Below are 18,691 nucleotides of genomic sequence, written 5' to 3'. Positions count from 1 at the left end.
CCCTTGCGAGGTGGATGAAAACCGGAAAATGGTGGGCGGCACGAGACTCGAACTCATGACCTCTGCCGTGTGAAAGCAGCGCTCTAGCCAGCTGAGCTAGCCGCCCATACCAGTGAACTGGTACGTTTAATATATTCCATCTTCCGCTTTTGTCAAGCCGGATATCATTTTTTTCAGAGAGAATTATCTGAAATCTTCAACCCGATAGGGCAGCCCGGCCTGACGGGCCGCTTCGGCGTACTCCTCCGGCGGATTGGCGTTGTGCCAGAGCAGGCCCGGATACTTCCGTTTCCGGTCGGTTCCGAGCAGGGCCGACCACAGCGCGTACCCGGAACGTCCCCGGCCCGGACAGTGCAGCTGGCGGTAAGCCGCGAACTCCGGCGTCAGCCACTCGTCGGCCAGTTGCCGCGCGGCGCGGTGCAGCCGCTGTTCCACGAAAATCCGCTTTCCCGGCTGCGCCTCTTTGCGAAGCTGTTCCGCAAGCGGCGCCCACGCCGCCGTCAGCATTCCGGTCGCCTCGGTGCGGAAGCCGTAGCCGTAGCTGGTCGTATAGCTCGAAAAGGTCACCGCGTTCGACGCCCGCGCCAGCTCCGCCAGCTCACCGGCCCACTCCCGGGTCGGGATGAAACGGCGCGACAGCTTGACCAGAAGTTCAATGCCGTTCGCAGCCGCCCACTCCAGCCCCTCCGCGAAGATCCGCATATCCCCCGCCCAGTGGCCGTGACGCACCGGCAGACGCAGGAATTGCGCCCCGTACCGGGCGCAGACCTCCTCCAGCCGCGCGTCGTCCGAACCGTCATCCACCACCAGCACTGGCAGGCGGTTCACATTGACCAGCCAGTGCAGCCCGAGGTCGATGTGCGGCGCGCTGCCGAACGTGCCCAGCACCACGCCGATCTGCGGCTCGCCGGAATAGAGCGGGCCGGATTTTGGGAAACGCTCCCACTTCGAAGGCTCCGGGAAACGCTGCCGCAGCAGCGGGAAAAGCGCCGGAGCCGCCGCGTCATGGTAACCGAGGAACCGTTTGCCCGTCAGCCGGGAGACGTCGACCGTTTCACTCTCACAGGTCGCTTTCACCTCCGTCATCGGAACCGCCTCCGGCACGCCGTAACGGTTCAGGTACAGCGAGATATAGCAGAGGCCGACTTCGGAGTAGAAGTCGAACTCCCGTTCCAGCGCCAGATAACGCTCCTTATTGAACCGCACCGGCGTATGCGCTTCGTAATTCACCGCCGGATACCCCGCTTTCCGCAGCGCCTCCCCGGTATTGCGCAGACTCCGGTGCCAGATCCGGGCGTCGGGAGCGTTGGAGAAACCGAGCAGCCCGTCCCGGCGCGCCGTCACCGGCAGCTCGGTCACGTGCATCTCCTCCAGCAGCACATTGTCATCAGCCCAGAAGATCACTTCGTCGGCGATGCCCTCTGCCCGGAATGCGGTCATCAGCGCATGGTGGATGTTCATCTGCTTGCGCGGATACACGTCGGAGGCCTGAATGAAACGGTACTCCCCGAATCCGGCGGGCGGCCGGTCCGACACCAGCACCAGATTGCGATAGCCTTTCAGGTTGCGCTCGATCGAACGCAGCGCGAAACGCAGCTCGTCATTGGCGGATATGCTGCCGTCGGCGCTGAGCGGAACCAGCACATCGACCGGAGCATCCTTTGAGCAGCGGCACTTCCGGGGAGCGGGCAGCGCCGCGGTCCGCACCGCTTCCCGGTCCGGCGCCTTGCGGTACAGCCCGTGCCGCTGCCGCCAGTCGGCGGCGAGCGCGCACAGTTCGATACGCCGGATCATGCTCTGGTCGAATGCCAGCTCCAGCCCTTCCGGCGCGAGCTTCAGCCGCAGGCTCCGGATATGGTTCGCCAGCTTCGGATCGATGCCGGAGAGTTGTTCCTGAGCTTCATTCAGGTTACCGATCAGCGCCAGCCGGTATTGCGGCGTGTTGTAGCCGGTCAGAATTTCACGGGCGATCACCACGGCGCTCGCCAGATGCTTGATCGCGCAGTCGACGCAGGAATGTTGATTGACGGTCATCGCTTATTCTCCCAGACAGCTGCGGTTGATGCTTTCCAGATTGGCGTAGAGGTAGTTGTCCGCCCCCAGCTTTTCCTCAAACGGCCCCGCAATCAGGCTGTAGAGGTTGGCGGTCGGCATATTCGGTTCGCCGGTATCCGGGTTGAAGTGGGGGACATCGGTACAGCCGAGCGTGAAGGAAAACGGAGCCTGAAGCGTCAGGATTTCCGGGTAGATTCCGGCGCCGTCGGCCAGACATCCCCACGTCGCCACGAACCGGCGGTGGCAGACCAGGTAGTATTGCCCCGGAATCACTTCGTCGCTGGACGAACCGCCGCCGCCGGAGCCGTCTCCACCGGAACCCTCGCCGCCGGAGGAAGATTCATCGGGCGGGCCCGGCGGATCGGGGGGATCGGGCGGCTCCCCGCCGGAGCCTTCTCCGCCGGATTCAGAACCGCCGCCGGAACTCTCTTCGCCTCCTTCGCCGGAACTTTCGCCGCCTCCTTCGCCGGAGCTTTCACTCTCCGCGCCGGAGCCGTCACCGTCGCTGCCCGACTCCGAGAAATCTCCCCCCTCCGATTCGGAGCCGCCGCCGGGGCCTTCGCCGCCCCCCGACTCGGAATTGCCGCCGGACTCGGATTCTCCACCGCTTTCGGAACTGCCGGAACTTTCCGAACCGGAGCCGGAGCCGGAGTCGGATTCCAGTTCGATTCCCTTGAGCTGGATTGCCCCCTCCGGCACCCCATGCTGCTGCTGAAAGACGGCAAGCGTCCCGTCCGGCTCACGGCGGACCTTCGCCAGCACTACGATAAACTCCCCGGTTTCCGGCTTCGGAACCTCCGTGGTGAAGCGATAGGCAGTGGAGATGGAAACCTTTCCCCAGCACGGATCGTCATAAGGGCCACCATCCGCAACCAGCGTCAGCGCCAGCGTCGCGATGCCGCTGCCGTCTACCGCAAGCGTGCCGGCTGGAACCGGAACCCGGAAACGGCGCAGGCCGATCGCCGGAGCACCGCTTTCGACCACCTCCTCCTGCAGATAGAAACGGTCGATATAGACGTATCCGGCCGGAGCGCCGGTATTGCCGACTGAACCGTCGACGATGCGGACGCTTCCGCCCTCTTCCGCCGCAATCACCTTGAAATAGCCGGTGTAAGGCTCCGAAGCGGCGGCGGCCGGAATGCTCTCCTGATCCAGATGGACGCGATAGCCGTAGACGGTACGCTCAACGGCGATGCCGTCCCCGGCCGTCACGGCAGGCAAAAAGGAATCAGACATGAAATATTCTCCTTACGTTTGATGCGTTGTGCAATTTTAACGTAAGGAAATTTGTCAACCCGGATGCCTGTTCCAATCAGGAATTGCTGCCGGCGGTGAAGCCGGAGCTGAACGCCCATTGCAGGTTATAGCCGCCGCAGGGCGCGCCGACCGCCAGCACCTCCCCGGCGAAATACAGTCCGGCGCACAGGCGGCTCGCCATCGTGCGCGGATTGATTTCATCGAGCGGCACGCCGCCGTCGGTCGCCATCGCCTTTTCCCAGCCGTCGGAGCCGGTCACGGCCAGCGGCAGCTTCGTCAGGTTCGCGATCAGGGAATCCCGGACCCCGACGGGCACCCCGGCGGCGCGGAGTCCGGCGCAATTGCCGGAAATCCCGCAGAGCCGTTCCGCCAGCTGACGGCTGAAGTGGCGCGCGAGCAGGGTGCCGAGCTGTTTCCTGCCGTCGGAGCGACTCCATTGCAGAAGCTCCCGCTTCCAGAACTCCGCATCGCGCTCCGCGATCAGGTTCACCGAAAGCGTCAGCTGCTTCTCCGTCAGCAGTCGCCGGTTGATCCGGCCCGAAAGATCCAGCACTGCCGGGCCGGAGACGCCGGTATGCGTGAACAGCAATTCTCCCCGGCCCGATGCTTTCGGGCCGAGCCGGACGGCGGCGTCTTCAAGCACCAGCCCGGCCAGTTCCGCGGGCCACCTCTCTGCGGTACGCAGCCCCACCAGCGCCGGAACCGGCGTCAGCACGGCATGGCCGGCCTGCCGGGCAAGTTCATAGCCGGAACCGCGTCCGCCGAGCGCCGGATAGCCGTTCCCTCCGGTCGCAACCAGAACCCGCGGAGCGCGGATCTCCAGAGAATCGGTACGGACGCCCGCAACCGCCCCGCCGTCGAGCAGCAATTCCCGCACCGGAGAACCGGAATAAAAACGAACGCCGTGCCGCTGCGCCTCCGCCAGCAGCGCTTCCAGCACATCCCGCGCCCGTTCGGAAACCGGGAAATAGTGGAACCCGTCTTTGCACCCGGTCGGCACGCCGCGCCGCGCGAACCACCGCCGCAATGCGGAAGGCGGCAGCGCACGCAGCGCCGGCAGGATCCGGTGCGCATTGCAGGCGAAACGCGCCGCCATCTCATCAGGTTCGAGCACATTGGTCAGGTTGCATTTCCCCGCCCCGGAGGTGAGCAACTTGCGGCCGGGCGACGGCAGATATTCCAGCACAACCACCGTCCGCCCGCGCTCCGCGGCGGTGCAGGCCGCCATCAGCCCGGCCGGGCCGCCGCCGATCACCGCAAGGTCGAAAGAAAGCATCCGCCCCATATCCGCTCACCCCAGCCGCTCAACCAGAACGCAAGTCGGGAGAACCAGCAGTACGCCTGCAACAAGTGCGGCAAGGAAACTCGCCACCCATGCCGTCCACAATGGGCATTTGAACCGAATCTTCTCCGCCCCAAGCAGCGTGGCCAGTCCGGCAATCAGGAAAAACACCGGCACTGCGATCAGAACCCCCTCATGGAATTGCCCGATCTGTATATCCAATTCCCGGAACGTGTGAAAAGAAAGCCGCAGCGAGCCTGCAAAGGCCGCCCAATACAACAGATTCAGGCCGCCCCAGAGCTTCCAGCCGAAGCCGGGACGGACCAGCGGCGCCAGCGCCTCTCCGCCGGGCAGTTTCCGCATGCCGCGGTAAATCCTGATCTGTATGACCAGAATCGCAATCAGCAGCCCGAACAGCGCCGGAACAACCAGAAACGTCAAACTCATATCCTCCACCCCGTATTTGCCTTCACCATATCATGTTCCGGAGAAATTTGCAAGCCGGATATGAAAAAACGCCCAAACGACGGATCGCTTGGACGTTTTCCCGAACAAACACAGTGCCGATCAATGACGGCGCTGCTTGGCCTCGCGGCGCTTGATTTCGGACGGCTTCTCGTAGTGGCGGCGATTGCGCAGCTCCTTGAGCGTACCTTCCTTGTCGAGCTTCTTCTTCAGACGGCGCAGGGCGCGGTCGATGATTTCACCTTTTTTGACGCGAACTTCGGTATCCATGACTTTCACCCCCTTTGCACCGTTTTATATTGACTGTAATGGAAACTATTCACTAAATATACCCCCACCACACCATTTTGTCAAACCGGAATAAACAACAGACCATAAAAACCCGCAATTTTATCACCTGTCAGGAGCCACGAAGCACCGGGGATTTCGCTCCTTTTGGAGCGAAATTCCCGATTGTTATTCCATCACGGTGAAATCCGCGCCAAGCTCCCGGAAATCACGGATAAACCCCGGATAAGTGACGGATGCCGCCTCCGCCTGTTCGATCACGGTTTCCCCGTCGGCGGCGAGGGCGGCCACGGCCAGCGCCATCGCGATCCGGTGGTCGGCGTGGCTGTGCACCTGCGCACCATGGAGCCTGCCGCCGCGGATGATCATGCCATCCGGCAGTTCCTCGATATCGGCCCCCATTCTGGTAAGTTCGGCATTCATCACCGCGATCCGGTCGGTCTCCTTGACCCGCGCCTGCGGCACATTCTCCAGACGGGTTTCGCCGTCGGCCAGCGCCGCCGCAACCGCCATCACCGGCAACGCATCGGGGGTGGAATTCAAATCGAGAACGCATCCGGCCAGCCGCCCGCCCGGAAGGACGCGGAGCTGCCCGCCCCGTTCGATCACCGCCCCCATCTCCTCCAGCAGCCGGAATACGTGCTTGTCTCCCTGCGCATCGCTGAAATCGAGGTTGCGGATCTCGACGCCGTCGCCGGCCAGCGCCGCCGCGACCAGCGGGAATGCCGCCGTGGAGAAGTCCGCCGGGATCACCCGCCTGAATGCCGGGATATGCTGCCCGCCCGGAATCTCCCAGTGCAGCATGTCGTCGCTCCTGCGGTAGCGGATGCCGAAGGAGTCCAGCCACGACAGCGTGATGTCGATATAAGGCTTTTCATGCAGAAATTCAAGGTCAACGGTCGAATCGCCCCCGACATTCGGCAGCGCGAAGAGCAGCGAGGTCAGGAATTGCGAGGTGGTGCCGTCCACCGTGGTCGCGCCGCCGCGCAGCGGCCCCCGGATGGAGAAAGGGCACTTGCCGTTCGAGGATTCCACGGTTGCCCCGAGCTTTTCCAGCGCGCCGAGCAAGCCGGACATCAGCCGGGTGCGCAGCGAGGCATCCCCGTCGAAACCGATCCGGAAGCCCTGCAGCGCGGCCAGCGAAGTCAGCATCCGCAGCCCCGTCCCGGAGTTGCCGAGGTCGACGGTACGGCCCGGATCGGCGAAACGGCCGCCGGTTCCGGTGATCTCCCACCGGTCCGGGAACTCCCGGACCTTCGCTCCGAACAGTTTGGCCGCCTCCAATGTGGAACGGGTGTCGGCGGACTCCAGCGGCGCATACAGCGTGCTGACGCCGTCGGCCATCAGCGCCGCCGCGATGCCGCGGATCGTATGGGATTTGGACCCCGTCACCGCGATCGAGCCGCAAATGCGGGAAGGTTTCACCAGAAGTTTCATCAGCGATCACCTGTGTTTGCAGAATTTCAATTACGCGGGCCTGCCGGAACGGGGCCTACTCCATGATAATGGCGGTGTAGTCGCCGCCCGGCGGGATCATCGGCAGCACATGTTCCTCGTAACCGGTATGCACGTCGAGCAGGAACGGGCCGTCGGCGGCGAGCATTTCCTCGATCGCCGGGACCAGTTCCTCGCGGGTGAACACGTTGCGGCCGGGAATGCCGTAGCCGTTCGCGATCATCACGAAGTCGGGATAGGGGCGGCCGGTGCAGCGGGTGCCGTCACAGTCGTCGCAGTTTTTGGCGGAACCGCAGCCGTTGCTGCCCTTGCAGCGCCCCAGCACGGTATTGCCGCGGTTGTGGTTGTAGAAGCGGTCCTCCCACTGCGCGACCATGCCGAGGTGCTGGTTGTCGAGGATGATCATCTTGACCGGGATCTCCTCCACGAACAGCGTTCCCAATTCCTGAATATTCATCTGGAAGCTGCCGTCGCCGTCGATGTTGATCACGGTCTTTTCGGGGCAGGCGACCTTCGCGCCCATCGCGGCGGGCAGACCGAAGCCCATCGCGCCGAGCCCGCCGGAGGTCAGCAGCTGGCGCGGATAGTTGTAATCGTAATACTGGGCCGCCCACATCTGGTGCTGCCCCACGCCGGGGACGATCACCGCCTGCCCTCTGGTCAGGCGCGACAGCGTTTCCATCACGAACTGCGGCTGCACGTGGTCCGGCTTGTTGCGGTAGTGGAAGGGATACTTCTTTTTCCACTCGCGGATGCGGGCGAACCACTCGGCGTACTCCTGCGGTTCCGGGGCTTCATTGAGCTTGGTCAGCACTTCCCTGATATCGGCGAGCACGCCGAGGTCGGCAGGCTTGTTCTTGTTGATTTCGGAGTCGTCGATATCGACATGAACGATCTTCGCGCCCACTGCGAAACTCTTCGGATTGCCGGTCACGCGGTCGTCGAAGCGCGCGCCGAAAGCGAGCAGCAGGTCGCACTCGTTGGCCGCGTAGTTCGCGTAAACGGTGCCGTGCATGCCGAGCCAGCGCAGCGACAGCGGGTGACTGTCCGGAATCGCGCCGATCCCCATCAGGGTCGTCACGACCGGGATGTTGTAGGATTCGGCGAATTTGACCAGTTCCTCCGACGCGCCCGCCGAGATGATGCCGCCGCCGGCATAGATGCAGGGGCGCTTCGACGCGGCGATCATCGCCTTGATTTTGCCGACCGCAGCCGGGTCGAGCGCCGGGTCGGGGTGATAGTATTTCAATTCGGGAGCCTGATCGAAATCGACCTTGCACTTCTGCTGCTGCACGTTCTTCGGGATGTCGACCACCACCGGACCGGGACGGCCGGACTGCGCGATATAGAAGGCCTCGCGCATGATGCGGGGAATGTCGTTCGCGTCAAGCACCAGAAAACTGTGCTTCACGATCGGGCGGGTCACGCCGATGATGTCGGTTTCCTGAAACACGTTCTTGCCGATCATCGAGCTGGGCACCTGCCCGGTGATGAACACTGTCGGGATCGAATCCATATAGGCGTCGGCGATGCCGGAAACGAGGTTGGTAGCGCCGGGGCCGCTGGTGGCCATGCAGACGCCGACCCTGCCGCTGGCGCGTGCATAGCCGCCCGCTGCGAAAGCGCCGCCCTGCTCGTGGCGCGGCAGCACCACGCGCATTCCGGAGCGGCTCAATGCCTGATGCAGCTCGATGGCCTGTCCGCCCGGATACGCGAATACGACGTCAACTCCGAGAAGCTCCAAACATTTGATCGTGATTTCGCTGCCCTTCAGAAGTCCGGTCGTCTGTGTTTCCATGATTGTTGTTCCTGCACTTATGAGTGATGCCTCCTGTGGTCCGGGAGGCCGCCTGTTTCAAAATTTATGGGATTCGTGAATATAAAATATACCGCAAAAAACGGAAAATTGCAAGCGCGGCGGATACCGGAAACGGCTTATTGCGTGCGTTTTTGCCGATTCCGGGGCGATCTGAAATTGAAAATTATCCAATCCGGTATATATTACTGTAATCGTGTGCTATTCGAGAAAAACGACAACCCGGAGCCGCAATGGCCAAGATCGATTATGAGTTTGACAATGAACCGCTTCCGCCGGAGCCCGGCGCCTGGGGCAGGCGGCTTCGTCTTATCGTGATTTTCATTGTGATCGCGGCGATCACCGCCGGGCTGATCTACTGGCTGATGCCCAATGAGGAAACGATGCCTTCCGTAAATCCGCCGGTTCCGGTGGAAAACGGCCAAACTCCTGAAATCGATACGCTGACCGGCAATTCCGCTGAAAGCGGCAAACCGGAAGATAAAACAACCGCCCCCCCGCCGGTCGATGAGAATACAGCAACCGAGTTGCCGGGCGACCCGGTTATTCCACCCGGCGACGGCAGGGGCGAGGGAGAAGGCGAGGACCCCGGCGCCAAGGTCGACATCGTGCCGGACGGCGGCGCCGCCGTCACCATTCCGGAAGAAAACTGGACCAATCCGACCCGGGAGCCGGAAAAGGGCAAGCCGTGGATCGGCGATCCGAAGGAGGACGGGCCGGTCAAGGTTGAAAATCCGCAGCCGGTCGACCTTTCCTCCCAGCTGGCCGAGGGCCGGGAGCTCCTGAAAAACCGGAAATACGAAGCGGCGCTTCAGGCCGCCGAAAAGGCGCTGGCGACTCCGGGATTGGCCGAAAACTCCCCGGAATGGCGGCAGGCGGCCAAACTCCTGACGGAAGCCAACCTCGCGCTGCTGCGCTCCGGCCTGCGCCGGGAGAAGTTCGCAGTGGACTATACCGTCAAATCCGGTGATAATTTCAGCAGGCTCGCCGCGAAATTCGACACCACCATCGACGCGATCAAAATTTCCAGCCGGATGCCGCTGGCCAACAACATCCTGCCGCTCGGCAAGCGGCTGGTGATCTACCCCGGCCCGTGGAAGATCAAAGTGGAAAAGTCCGCCCGATTGCTCAAACTCTACAATGAGTTCCCGGCCGGCGGCAGGCTTTATGCGGTGTTCGACATCGGCATCGGCCGCCTCGGCCGGACCCCCAGCGCCGACTTCGTGATTTCGACCAAGCTGAAAAATCCCGACTGGTACACGCCGGAGGGAAGGGTCATCAAATACGGCGATCCCGAGAATATGCTCGGCGATTATTTCCTCAAGCTCGCCCCGACCGGAACTCCCGACAAACCGTTGCTCGGCTACGGGATTCACGGAACCCGCGACGATGCGAGCGTCACCAAATCCCAGAGCAACGGCTGTATCCGGATGCACAACGCCGACGTGGAGACGCTGTACCGGATCGTGCCGTCCCGCACGCCGGTGGAAATCGTCGATTGAAGCAAGAAAAAATCCATTAGACATACAGGGAGCAAACCATCATGCCCGAATTCCATCTCGAATTTGAAAAGCCGATCATCGAATTGAAAAAGAAGATCGAAGAGATGCAGAAGTTTTCCGAAAGCAACTCCATCGACGTCTCCGACCAGATCGCGTCGCTGACCGAGCGGCTCAACCAGATGATGAATGAAATCTACAGCTCCCTGACCCCGTGGCAGCGCGTCCAGCTCGCCCGCCATCCGGAGCGCCCCTATACGCTCGACTATATCGAGCACATGTTCACCAACTTCGTCGAACTCTCCGGCGACCGCCGCTTCCGCGACGACAAGGCGATCGTCGGCGGCTTCGCCAAATTCCAGGGCAAGCCGGTGATGGTGATCGGCACCCAGAAGGGGCGCGACATGAAATCCAACGTCTACCGCAACTTCGGCTGGCCCAGCCCGGAGGGATACCGCAAGGCGCTGCGGCTGATGCAGCTGGCCGAAAAGGCAGAGGTGCCGATCGTCACATTCATCGATACCCCCGGAGCCTTCCCCGGCATCTCCAGCGAAGAGCGCCACATCGCCGAAGCGATCGCAGTCAACCTGCGCGATATGTTCAACCTGCGCGTACCGGTGGTCTCGGTCATCATCGGTGAAGGCGGTTCGGGCGGCGCGATCGGCATCGGCGTCGGCAACCGCATCCTGATCATGGAAAACGCATATTATTCGGTGATCACCCCGGAAGGGTGCGCCGCGATCCTGTGGAAGGACCGCAAATTCGCGCCGCAGGCGGCGGACGCGCTCCAGCTCACCGCGGAAAAGCTGCTTTCGCTCGGCATCGCCGATGAAATCATCCCGGAGCCGTTCGGCGGCGCCCAGCGCGATTACGAAAAGGCCGCCGAACTGCTCTCCGGCGTACTCGCCAGACACCTGAGCGAGTTGCGCAAGCTCTCCGGCACCAGGCTGCGCGAACAGCGTTACGCCAAATTCCGCGCCTTCGGCCAGTTTACGGACGCCGCTCCCGAAGCGGAACAACCTGAAGAAGAAACGGTGCACGACGAGGCAAGATAAGTGAAAAACCTTCTGACGGTTCGCGAAGCGGTCGAAAGCGACGTGAAAACGATCTTCCGGCTGCTTGAAATTTACGCTGCCAAGGCTATCGTCCTCAGCCGCAGCGAAGAAGATATCCGGTTCTACCTCGGCAACTTCGTGGTCGCCGAAATCGACGGCGTCGTACGCGGCTGCGCCGCCGTGCGCGACTTCGGCAACGACCTGCTCGAAGTCCGCTCCCTCGTCGTCGAACCCGGCTTTCAGGGCAAAGGCATCGGCCGCGCGATGATCGAAGCCATCATCGCCGGACTCAAAATCCGCCGCAACCACTGGCGGCTCTTCACCCTCACCTATCAGGTGGAATTCTTCAAGGCGCTCGGTTTCGCGATCGTCGACCGCACTCTGTTTCCGGAAAAAATCTGGAGCGACTGCTCCAAGTGCCCCAAGCAGGCCTGCTGCGACGAAACCGCCATGCTCGTCGAATACGACACCCGCCTCTAGCATTCGGGATTTCGCCTTCGGCGACCAAGGCGCTTCGCCCTTGGAACCCGACCGGCAAGGTGCCGGTGCCGGATACTTGAGAGCCGGGAAAACCGTTCCGGTTTCCCCTCCGGGCGGGGGAGCCCTGATGGAGACAGGCAAGATTGTACAGGAGCGGCACACTGCTCCGGTCGGCGACCGCATCGGCTTTTTTGCCGACGCCGGGCACTCCCTGCGCCTGCTGCCGCCGGAGGTCACGCGCGGAACGGCCAGATGCTGACCATCTGATGTGAAGTTACTCTGATGGAGGCTGAACTCTCCACGCCTTTTCATACAGGCAAGGTTCAATAAGGCTCGTACTCAAAGATATGCTTGCCTGTGATATGGCAATTGTATTGTTGCCTGACCTCGCTTTGCGTATATCGGCAGATAAACTCTTATCAGCCTCCAGCAGAGTATCTGTCTATTACCCGATCAGCATCTGGAGGTTCCGCGCGTGACCTCCGGCGGCAGCAGGCGCAGGGAGTGCCTAAAGCCTGCAAAAAAGCAGGCTTTGCGCCGACCGGAGCGGTGTGCCGCTCCTGTACAACCATGCCTGTCTCTACCGGAGCCTCCCCCGTCCGGAGGGGAAACCGGAACGGTTTTCCCGGATCTGAAGTATTCGGCACCGGCACCTTGCCGGTCGGGTTCCAAGGGCGAAGCGCCTTGGTCGCCGAAGGCGAAATACCGGATCGGGCATCACATTAGAGGGGACGGCGGCGGCGGAGTTCCGACAGCAGCTCGGCGGGAACGTGCAGCCCGCCGTGGCCGGTGCCGATGGAGAGATTCGGGGAATTCTCGCCGTGGTAGTCGCTGCCGCCGGAGAGGGCGAGGTTGTAAGTTCCGGCCAGTTCGGTCAGCATTCTGGTTTCTTCGGGGCCGAACATGCTGTAATAGGCCTCGATTGCATCCAGTCCGAGCGGGGCGAACCGCTTCATGATCCGGCGTGCCCAGGCGCGTTCGTTGCGTTCGCGGTAGATCGGATGCGCCCAGACGGCGACGCCGCCGGCGGCATGGATCACATCGATCGCGCGGACGGGATCGGGCAGTTCGCGGGGAACATAAGCCGGACTGTTGCGTTTCAGGAGCTTGTCGAATACGCTTTGCAGGCTGGAAAACTGATATTTGCGCATCAGGACCCGGGCGAAATGGGGGCGGCCGATGGAGGCGGTGTCGCTGAAGGCCGCGAATTCCGGATCGTCCCAGGTGACCACGTAGCCGAGGGAGTTGAGCTTGAGCCGGATCGCTTCGTTGCGCTTGGCGCGGTTGCGCCGCATCTCCTCCAGAAATTCATTCAGCACCGGACTGCCGCCGTCGACCCAGAGGCCGACGATATGCAGCTCGCGGCTGCTGAACATTGTGGAGATTTCGACGCCGCCGATCGCTTCAAATTCCGGGTGCCGCGCGGCGGCTTCGCGGAATTCAGCGAGACCGGCGACGGTGTCGTGGTCGGTCAGGGCGGCGGCTTTGAGGCCGGCCGCGACGGCCAGTTCCACGAGTTCGGCGGGGGTGCAGCTGCCGTCCGAACAGCGGCTGTGGGTGTGCAGATCAATATAACTCATAAATCCCGGTGATGTCCGGCGCTCCGGACCATCCGGAACGCAAGCAAAAAATATACCGCCGGAACCGGAATTTTGCAACCGGAAACAGCCGGAAAATCGTTGCGGCGGCAAAGCTTCAGGATCGGTCGGGGGTGAGCAGCAGCGTGGGAATTTCGATTTTGCGCGGCGGACTGATCCGGTCGTTCCGCCTTAATTCGATCAATTCGCAGACCCGGTCGGTCAGCTGCGCGTAATCGACGCAGCCGGTGGTGATCTTCGGATACCAGTACTGAAGCTCCCGGAAGTGCCCTTCGCCGGAGAGCATCAGGTCGCGTCCCGGCAGCCGCCCGGCCTCCATCGCAACGGACGCCACCGCCTGGGCGACGATGTCGTTGTGGCAGATCACCGCGTCGGCGTTTTCCAGCGCACCGGGGTTTTCCCGCAGCAGCTCGCGGGTCAGCTCGAATTCCCGGAACATATTGAAGTCGTTCACATTCTTGGCCGAGAGAATCCGGCCGGTGCAGTCGGGGTGCGAAACCAGCGCCCGCTTGAAACCTTCGAGCTTCATCTCGGCGTCGTAGCCGTAGAAATCGGGACGCAACGCCTTGATGTTGCAGCTGGAGATGAACAGGAAATTGCGCCTGCCCTGCGCGTGAAAGTGTTCAAAGAGCTGTTCGATCTGGCGGTCGTTGCGCCAGAACAGGAAGTCGAACTCCGCGTCAATCCCGGAGAAATCTCCGTGGCGGCGCACTTCCTCGGTCGAATAGACCTCGATCAGCGGCAGGTTGCGCCGGAACAGCGTGTCGCACATCAGGTTGTTCAGTTGGCCGAAATTGATCAGGCAGTCCAGCTCCAGCAGCTGCGTGTTCCAGTCGCTGCGGGAGTCCTCGTCGTTGACCCGCAGGATTTCCAGAGACATGTCCAGCCGGGTGTCGAGCGCGTTCTCCAGGTCGCACAGGAAACGCTGCACCAGCGGGATCGCCGCAGTACGCAGCACCGGCTGGCTGCAATCCTCGCCGAAAACGAAGCCGACCTTGCTGCGCCGCTGGGCGCTCCGGCGCATCAGGATGCCGCCGATATGGGGGCGGTAGTTGAGTTCAAGCATCGCCTGTTTCACGCGGCGGCGCGTTTCCGGGGAGAATGGAAACACCTCGGTTCCGTTGATGAAGCTCGATACCGTCGAAGTGGAGACTTTCGCCACTCTGGCGATGGTATTGATGTTGATTTTGGCAGTTTCGCCGTCCATTTGGTCTATGCTCTTTCCATAGTTAACGTATATTTCACAATCGGTAAAATAGCGGCGCCGGCAGGGTTTGTCAAGCCGCTGCCGGAACCGCGCATGAAATCACCGTTCCGGTTATTCCAATATGATCTCTTTGAGTTCAAATTTCATTGCGGGCCGGTGAATATCCGGCAGGCGCATGGAGCGGTAGTAGAGGAAAAGCTCGCCGCGCTGCCGCTCGAAGGTGAAACCGCCGGTATTTTTCATCCCGGTTTCGATGTCCAGCCGGTACTTGTGCCAGCGGCCATCCCCTTTCAGCGCGACTTCTCCGCAGAGATTCGCCTGCCAGTCGTCGCGGGGAAACAGGAACTGCACGGTTTCATCCGTCGCGGATTTTGCGAGAAAAGTCAGATAGCGGTACGGGCCCGCGGCGCCGGTCTTGTCGTAGACCAGCAGCGCCGCCGGAACCTCGCCGGCAGGCGAATCGGCGAATTCGACCGTCAGCGTGTTGTCCTTGCCGAAGTCGGCGGCAGTGATTTTCCCCGGAACCGTGCTGCCGACCTCCATTGTGCCGCCGGCGTGTCGCAGCCGTTCCGGCGCGGTGAGGTTCAGCAGCTTTTCGCCGGGCTTCTCCCCGGTTACCGCCACCAGTACCGGCACCGGAGTGCCGGTCGGAAGCCAGTCGATCTCGCTGCCGCGCGCCTCGGTGGCGGAGAGAAAGTCGATGGAACGGATTTCAACGTCGGTTTTCGGATTCTCCCACTCGGCGACCCAGGTCGCGACCTCGTGGCCGTCGCCATTGGGGCGGACGATGCCGTTTTTCGCTTCCGGCAGGCGGCGGGGATACCACCAGTCGCCGATGTTCACGCCGCCTTCGAGCGGATAATCGATGCTGGTCCCGTCGGCGTAACGGATGCGGTAAGCGCCCGCCTTGCCCTGGCCGCCCCATGCGGCGGTGTGCAGGAAGAAAAGCCGTGAGAATTTTTGCCCCACCGGGATCTCCCGGATCGCGGCGGGAAAACGCGGGCGTTCGGAGCCGCGCAGCACCAGACAGCTTTTGCCGCCGTTGCGTTCGGGATCGAGGATGCGGAACCGGATGCCGCCCGCCTCCTGGATGCCGGTCGGCATGATGCGGAAGTCCTGTTGGCCCTGATCGGTCCAGCCGCCTTCGCCGTCATTGGCGGTTTCGTCGCGGAAACCGGCGTTGGCTTTGGCGGAGAGGTCGAGGAACACCAGATTCTCCGGGGTTGCATGATAGCGGTTGGAACCGGCCTCCGCAAGCAGCTGCACGTCCTCGCGGCGGGAAACGGCACCGGAGGCGTAGTCGAGCAGGTTGGCGAGGTAAGTTGCGGCGGCGCTGTCCGAATCGCGGCTGGCGGCTGCGTTCAGTTGCGACAACAGCAGCAGCCCCTTGCCTTCGGCGGCCTCCGCGAGCGCCATGCCGATGTCCAGCTTCCCGAGCATCGGCCCCTTGGCCGCGACCGCGTTCCGGGTGAAAGGCAGCAACGAGTTGTTCACCGTATCGCCGTTCGCCGCGTTGTTCCACGTGTCGAAATTACGGTAGTCCAGTCCCCGGAACACCGGATGCTGCGGCAGGACCAGGTCGGCGAAGGTGTTGGCGGCGGTGGAGAGCGCCAGCCCGCCGGGGAAAGTGCTTTTGATGTTTTTCTGCTCCATTACCAGCAGCGTTCCGCCGAGTTCGGAGAGAAAGCGGTTCAACTCCGGGGAATCTGCGAGTTTGAGCTGCTGTCCTTCGGCGATTTCCGGCGGCACGATCAGCAGGCCCGGCTCCTGAAGTTCCGCGATGGAAGCAACCTTGCGGAATGTGATCCGGTGAGCGTCGAGAATCCGCGCCATCGCCGCCACGTTGCCGGGAGCGCCGGTGTCGAGCAGGAAAACCGGCTGTTTTGCCTGGACAGTGCGGGTCAGCACCGCCGGGTCCTGCACGAACGTATCGTAATAGTTCCGGCCGACGGTCCGGCCGTTTTCCCGCAAGGTCAGGCGCATCTGGTAGTGACCCGGTTCCAGCGTGGGGAGCGTCAGCGCGACCTCGGCGGAACGCCGCTGTTGCGGTGCGGGGCAGTCTGTTTCGAAAGAGGTGACCGGCGTGGTTTTCCCGTCCTTTTCGGCGACCATTTCCACATCACAGGTCAGATTGCGGCAGACCCGGTTCCCGGCGTTATGCACGGTGAGGGTCCACGGCGTGGCGCGGCCGGAGAACAGGTTGCCCGGAAACAGCAGGTTGTCCGTATGCAGCGACGGAAGCAGCGGCTGATTCCAGAGCGTCGCCGCCGCCAGCCCCGGATTGCTGAACCACGGCGCGAAGCCGGTGAAATGCGGATTGAGCCGGTAAAGCTCGAAGATCCGCCGTCCGTACCGAACCTGCGCCCAGCGCGCGAAGTCGGGGCCGACCGCCTTGAAGAGCGGAACGCAGCCGGTGAAGCCGATGCCGTTCGGATTGGCCCAGTTGGTCGGGCGGGACGCATACTCCAGATAGTCCCGGAGGAAACCGGCCCGGAACTTCGGATCGGGATAGATACCCCACGAGAAACCGACGTTCTCCCATGAGACCAGCGGCCGTGAGAGCCGCTCTTTTTCTCCGTAGATGCGGAGCATTCCCTGCCGGAGCGTTTCCAACTCTTCCGGCAGCCGGGTCCACGGCTGCGACAGCGCGGTGTAGGAGTGGATGTCGAGGAAATCGGTGTCAAGCCGCTCTTCGCCGTAAGAGGGCCAGCTTCCGGAGGCGGAAAAGGAGCCGACCGGACGCTTCTGCTTATCCAGGGCGCGGATCAGCGCGACCTGCCGGTCCATCTCGCGGACCACCTGCGGCAGGTTGCGGTGGATCACTTCGTTGCCGAGCGACCACATTGTGACCGACGGGTGGTTGCCGGTCGCGTGGAAAAACTCCTCAAGCTCCCGCGAATTGACCCGGGCGAATGCGTCAGGATCGATGGTGTTGGTGAAACACCAGCCCCATTCGTTGTAGATCATGATGCCGCACTCGTCGGCAATCTCCAGCGCCTTCGGCACGATCGGCATATGGGCGTTGCGCACCATCACATAGCCGTGATTCAGGTAACCGAGCAGGAACGATTCGAGCTTCCGCTCCATTTCTGCGGCGGATGCGCCGGTGCCGCCGTAAGCCACCGCAGGAATATTTTCGCCGAAAAGATAGACCGGCTCGCCGTTCAGCAGAAACCGCCCGTCCGCAATGCGGAACTCCCGGAAGCCGAACCGGGCGCTCGCGGCGGATACGATTTCACCGTCACCGCCGGAAAGCGTCAGCAAAAAGTGGTACAGATACGGGGAGGCGATGCCCCACCGCCGCGGATTTTTCAGCGGTACCGTCAATGTGAACTCGTTGACGCCCGGCTTCAGCGTCAGATGCGGCAGGACGGTTTCACCGGTGATGGAACCGGCATCCTGTTTCATCGCCGAAACGACCCGCCCTGTTGGTGAAACCGTGACCGGTTGTGTTCCGGGATTCACCACCCGGCAGTCGACCGAGACCGACGACGAGGCGAGGTCGGGGATCACGGTGAGCCGTTCCGCCCGCAATTGCGGTTCGAGCGAAAGCGTCACATCCTGCCAGATGCCGCCCTTGATATTGTGGATCGCCCATTGCGAACCGTAGGTGTGAGCGACCTTGCGCTGCACGCCGAAAGTCGGGCCGTTGTCGGAGAGGACGCGCACCGCGAGTACGTTTTTCCCCGGCTTGGCCGCCTCAGTCGCGTCGAGCCGGAACGGGGTGAAGTCGCCGTGGTGGCCGCCGACTTTGACGCCGTTCAGGAAAACTTCGGCGTCGTAGCCGACCACGTCGAAATTGAGCATGACGCGCCGGTTGTCCAGTTCTTCCGGCGTCAGAGTGAAAATGGTGCGGTAGTAGCCGCGCACGTAAGGGGTGACGGTGGTCTGCTTTTCCGGATATTTCAGATACCAGTTCAGCGGCACCGCGATGTCGTCCCAGCCGGAATCGTCGAACTCCGGCGCGGCGTAGCGGCGGTCCCGGCCGGCATCCGCCGGAATCGGTTCGGCCGAGGTCTCCAGGCCGGAGCATTTCCAGACGCCGTTCAGCGAGCGTTGCCGGATGAAGTCGCCGAGCTGTCTTTTGCCGTCCGGCAGGACAAGTTCGGCCGCCGGGACGGTTTCGGCCCGTCTGTACTGATGCGGAGCGGGCAGGTAGGGCGGCAGCTCCGCCGCGGCGGTCAGCAGCGCGGCGAAACAGGCGAGACTGGCGGTTTTATGCGTCATCGTTTCT

Annotated in this window: 14 protein-coding genes and 1 tRNA gene; 4 read left to right on the top strand and 11 right to left on the bottom strand. The window is 62.5% G+C overall.

Annotated elements, in window-relative coordinates; genetic code table 11:
- Positions 1-29 precede the first annotated feature (29 nt).
- From C8D82_RS04940 to ilvB, 8 genes are all read right to left on the bottom strand, one after another.
- A tRNA-Val gene (locus tag C8D82_RS04940) sits at positions 30-106 on the bottom strand.
- Between the two features lie 77 nt (positions 107-183).
- Positions 184-2,034 carry a glycosyltransferase gene (locus C8D82_RS04935; protein WP_116883167.1) on the bottom strand — a complete coding sequence of 617 codons (1,851 nt, stop codon included), beginning with the start codon at positions 2,032-2,034 and terminating at the stop codon, positions 184-186.
- Positions 2,035-2,037: 3 nt separating this feature from the next.
- On the bottom strand, positions 2,038-3,291 hold the full coding sequence (locus C8D82_RS04930) for a hypothetical protein (RefSeq protein WP_116883166.1): 1,254 nt from the start codon (positions 3,289-3,291) through the stop codon (positions 2,038-2,040).
- Positions 3,292-3,367: 76 nt separating this feature from the next.
- Positions 3,368-4,597 carry a BaiN/RdsA family NAD(P)/FAD-dependent oxidoreductase gene (locus C8D82_RS04925; RefSeq protein WP_116883165.1) on the bottom strand — a complete coding sequence of 410 codons (1,230 nt, stop codon included), beginning with the start codon at positions 4,595-4,597 and terminating at the stop codon, positions 3,368-3,370.
- A gap of 6 nt (positions 4,598-4,603) precedes the next feature.
- On the bottom strand, positions 4,604-5,041 hold the full coding sequence (locus C8D82_RS04920) for a hypothetical protein (protein WP_116883164.1): 438 nt from the start codon (positions 5,039-5,041) through the stop codon (positions 4,604-4,606).
- Positions 5,042-5,161: 120 nt separating this feature from the next.
- On the bottom strand, positions 5,162-5,329 hold the full coding sequence (rpsU, locus tag C8D82_RS04915) for a 30S ribosomal protein S21 (protein WP_116883163.1): 168 nt from the start codon (positions 5,327-5,329) through the stop codon (positions 5,162-5,164).
- Between the two features lie 186 nt (positions 5,330-5,515).
- On the bottom strand, positions 5,516-6,784 hold the full coding sequence (gene aroA, locus C8D82_RS04910) for a 3-phosphoshikimate 1-carboxyvinyltransferase (RefSeq protein WP_116883162.1): 1,269 nt from the start codon (positions 6,782-6,784) through the stop codon (positions 5,516-5,518).
- A gap of 55 nt (positions 6,785-6,839) precedes the next feature.
- Positions 6,840-8,600 (bottom strand): biosynthetic-type acetolactate synthase large subunit, encoded by a 1,761-nt coding sequence (gene ilvB, locus C8D82_RS04905; RefSeq protein WP_116883161.1) that lies wholly within the window; start codon positions 8,598-8,600, stop codon positions 6,840-6,842.
- A 251-nt stretch (positions 8,601-8,851) separates the two neighbouring features.
- Between ilvB and C8D82_RS04900 the strand changes: the two genes are divergently transcribed.
- The 4 genes from C8D82_RS04900 to C8D82_RS22075 all read left to right on the top strand — a co-directional run bounded on the left by C8D82_RS04900 (position 8,852) and on the right by C8D82_RS22075 (position 11,911).
- Positions 8,852-10,120 (top strand): L,D-transpeptidase family protein, encoded by a 1,269-nt coding sequence (locus C8D82_RS04900; protein ID WP_116883160.1) that lies wholly within the window; start codon positions 8,852-8,854, stop codon positions 10,118-10,120.
- 41 nt (positions 10,121-10,161) lie between these two features.
- Positions 10,162-11,172, top strand: a complete 1,011-nt coding sequence (locus C8D82_RS04895; RefSeq protein ID WP_116883159.1) for an acetyl-CoA carboxylase carboxyltransferase subunit alpha — start codon at positions 10,162-10,164, stop codon at positions 11,170-11,172.
- A complete protein-coding gene (locus tag C8D82_RS04890; RefSeq protein WP_116883158.1) occupies positions 11,173-11,652 on the top strand; it encodes a GNAT family N-acetyltransferase in 480 nt (159 codons plus the stop codon). It begins immediately after the preceding gene.
- A gap of 127 nt (positions 11,653-11,779) precedes the next feature.
- On the top strand, positions 11,780-11,911 hold the full coding sequence (locus C8D82_RS22075) for a hypothetical protein (RefSeq protein ID WP_261798332.1): 132 nt from the start codon (positions 11,780-11,782) through the stop codon (positions 11,909-11,911).
- A gap of 463 nt (positions 11,912-12,374) precedes the next feature.
- Here C8D82_RS22075 and C8D82_RS04880 read toward each other — a convergent pair whose 3' ends face one another.
- The 3 genes from C8D82_RS04880 to C8D82_RS04870 all read right to left on the bottom strand — a co-directional run bounded on the left by C8D82_RS04880 (position 12,375) and on the right by C8D82_RS04870 (position 18,684).
- Complete coding sequence (locus C8D82_RS04880) at positions 12,375-13,232, bottom strand: PHP domain-containing protein (RefSeq protein WP_116883156.1); 858 nt, start codon at positions 13,230-13,232, stop codon at positions 12,375-12,377.
- Between the two features lie 115 nt (positions 13,233-13,347).
- Positions 13,348-14,457: a LacI family DNA-binding transcriptional regulator gene (locus C8D82_RS04875; protein ID WP_116883155.1), complete on the bottom strand. Its 1,110-nt coding sequence runs from the start codon at positions 14,455-14,457 to the stop codon at positions 13,348-13,350.
- 111 nt (positions 14,458-14,568) lie between these two features.
- Positions 14,569-18,684: a glycoside hydrolase family 2 protein gene (locus tag C8D82_RS04870; RefSeq protein WP_116883154.1), complete on the bottom strand. Its 4,116-nt coding sequence runs from the start codon at positions 18,682-18,684 to the stop codon at positions 14,569-14,571.
- Positions 18,685-18,691: the final 7 nt, after the last annotated feature.

This window comes from Victivallis vadensis (genome assembly GCF_003096415.1).
GTDB classification, from domain to species: domain Bacteria; phylum Verrucomicrobiota; class Lentisphaeria; order Victivallales; family Victivallaceae; genus Victivallis; species Victivallis vadensis.
This window is presented reverse-complemented; position numbering and strand designations above follow the sequence as displayed.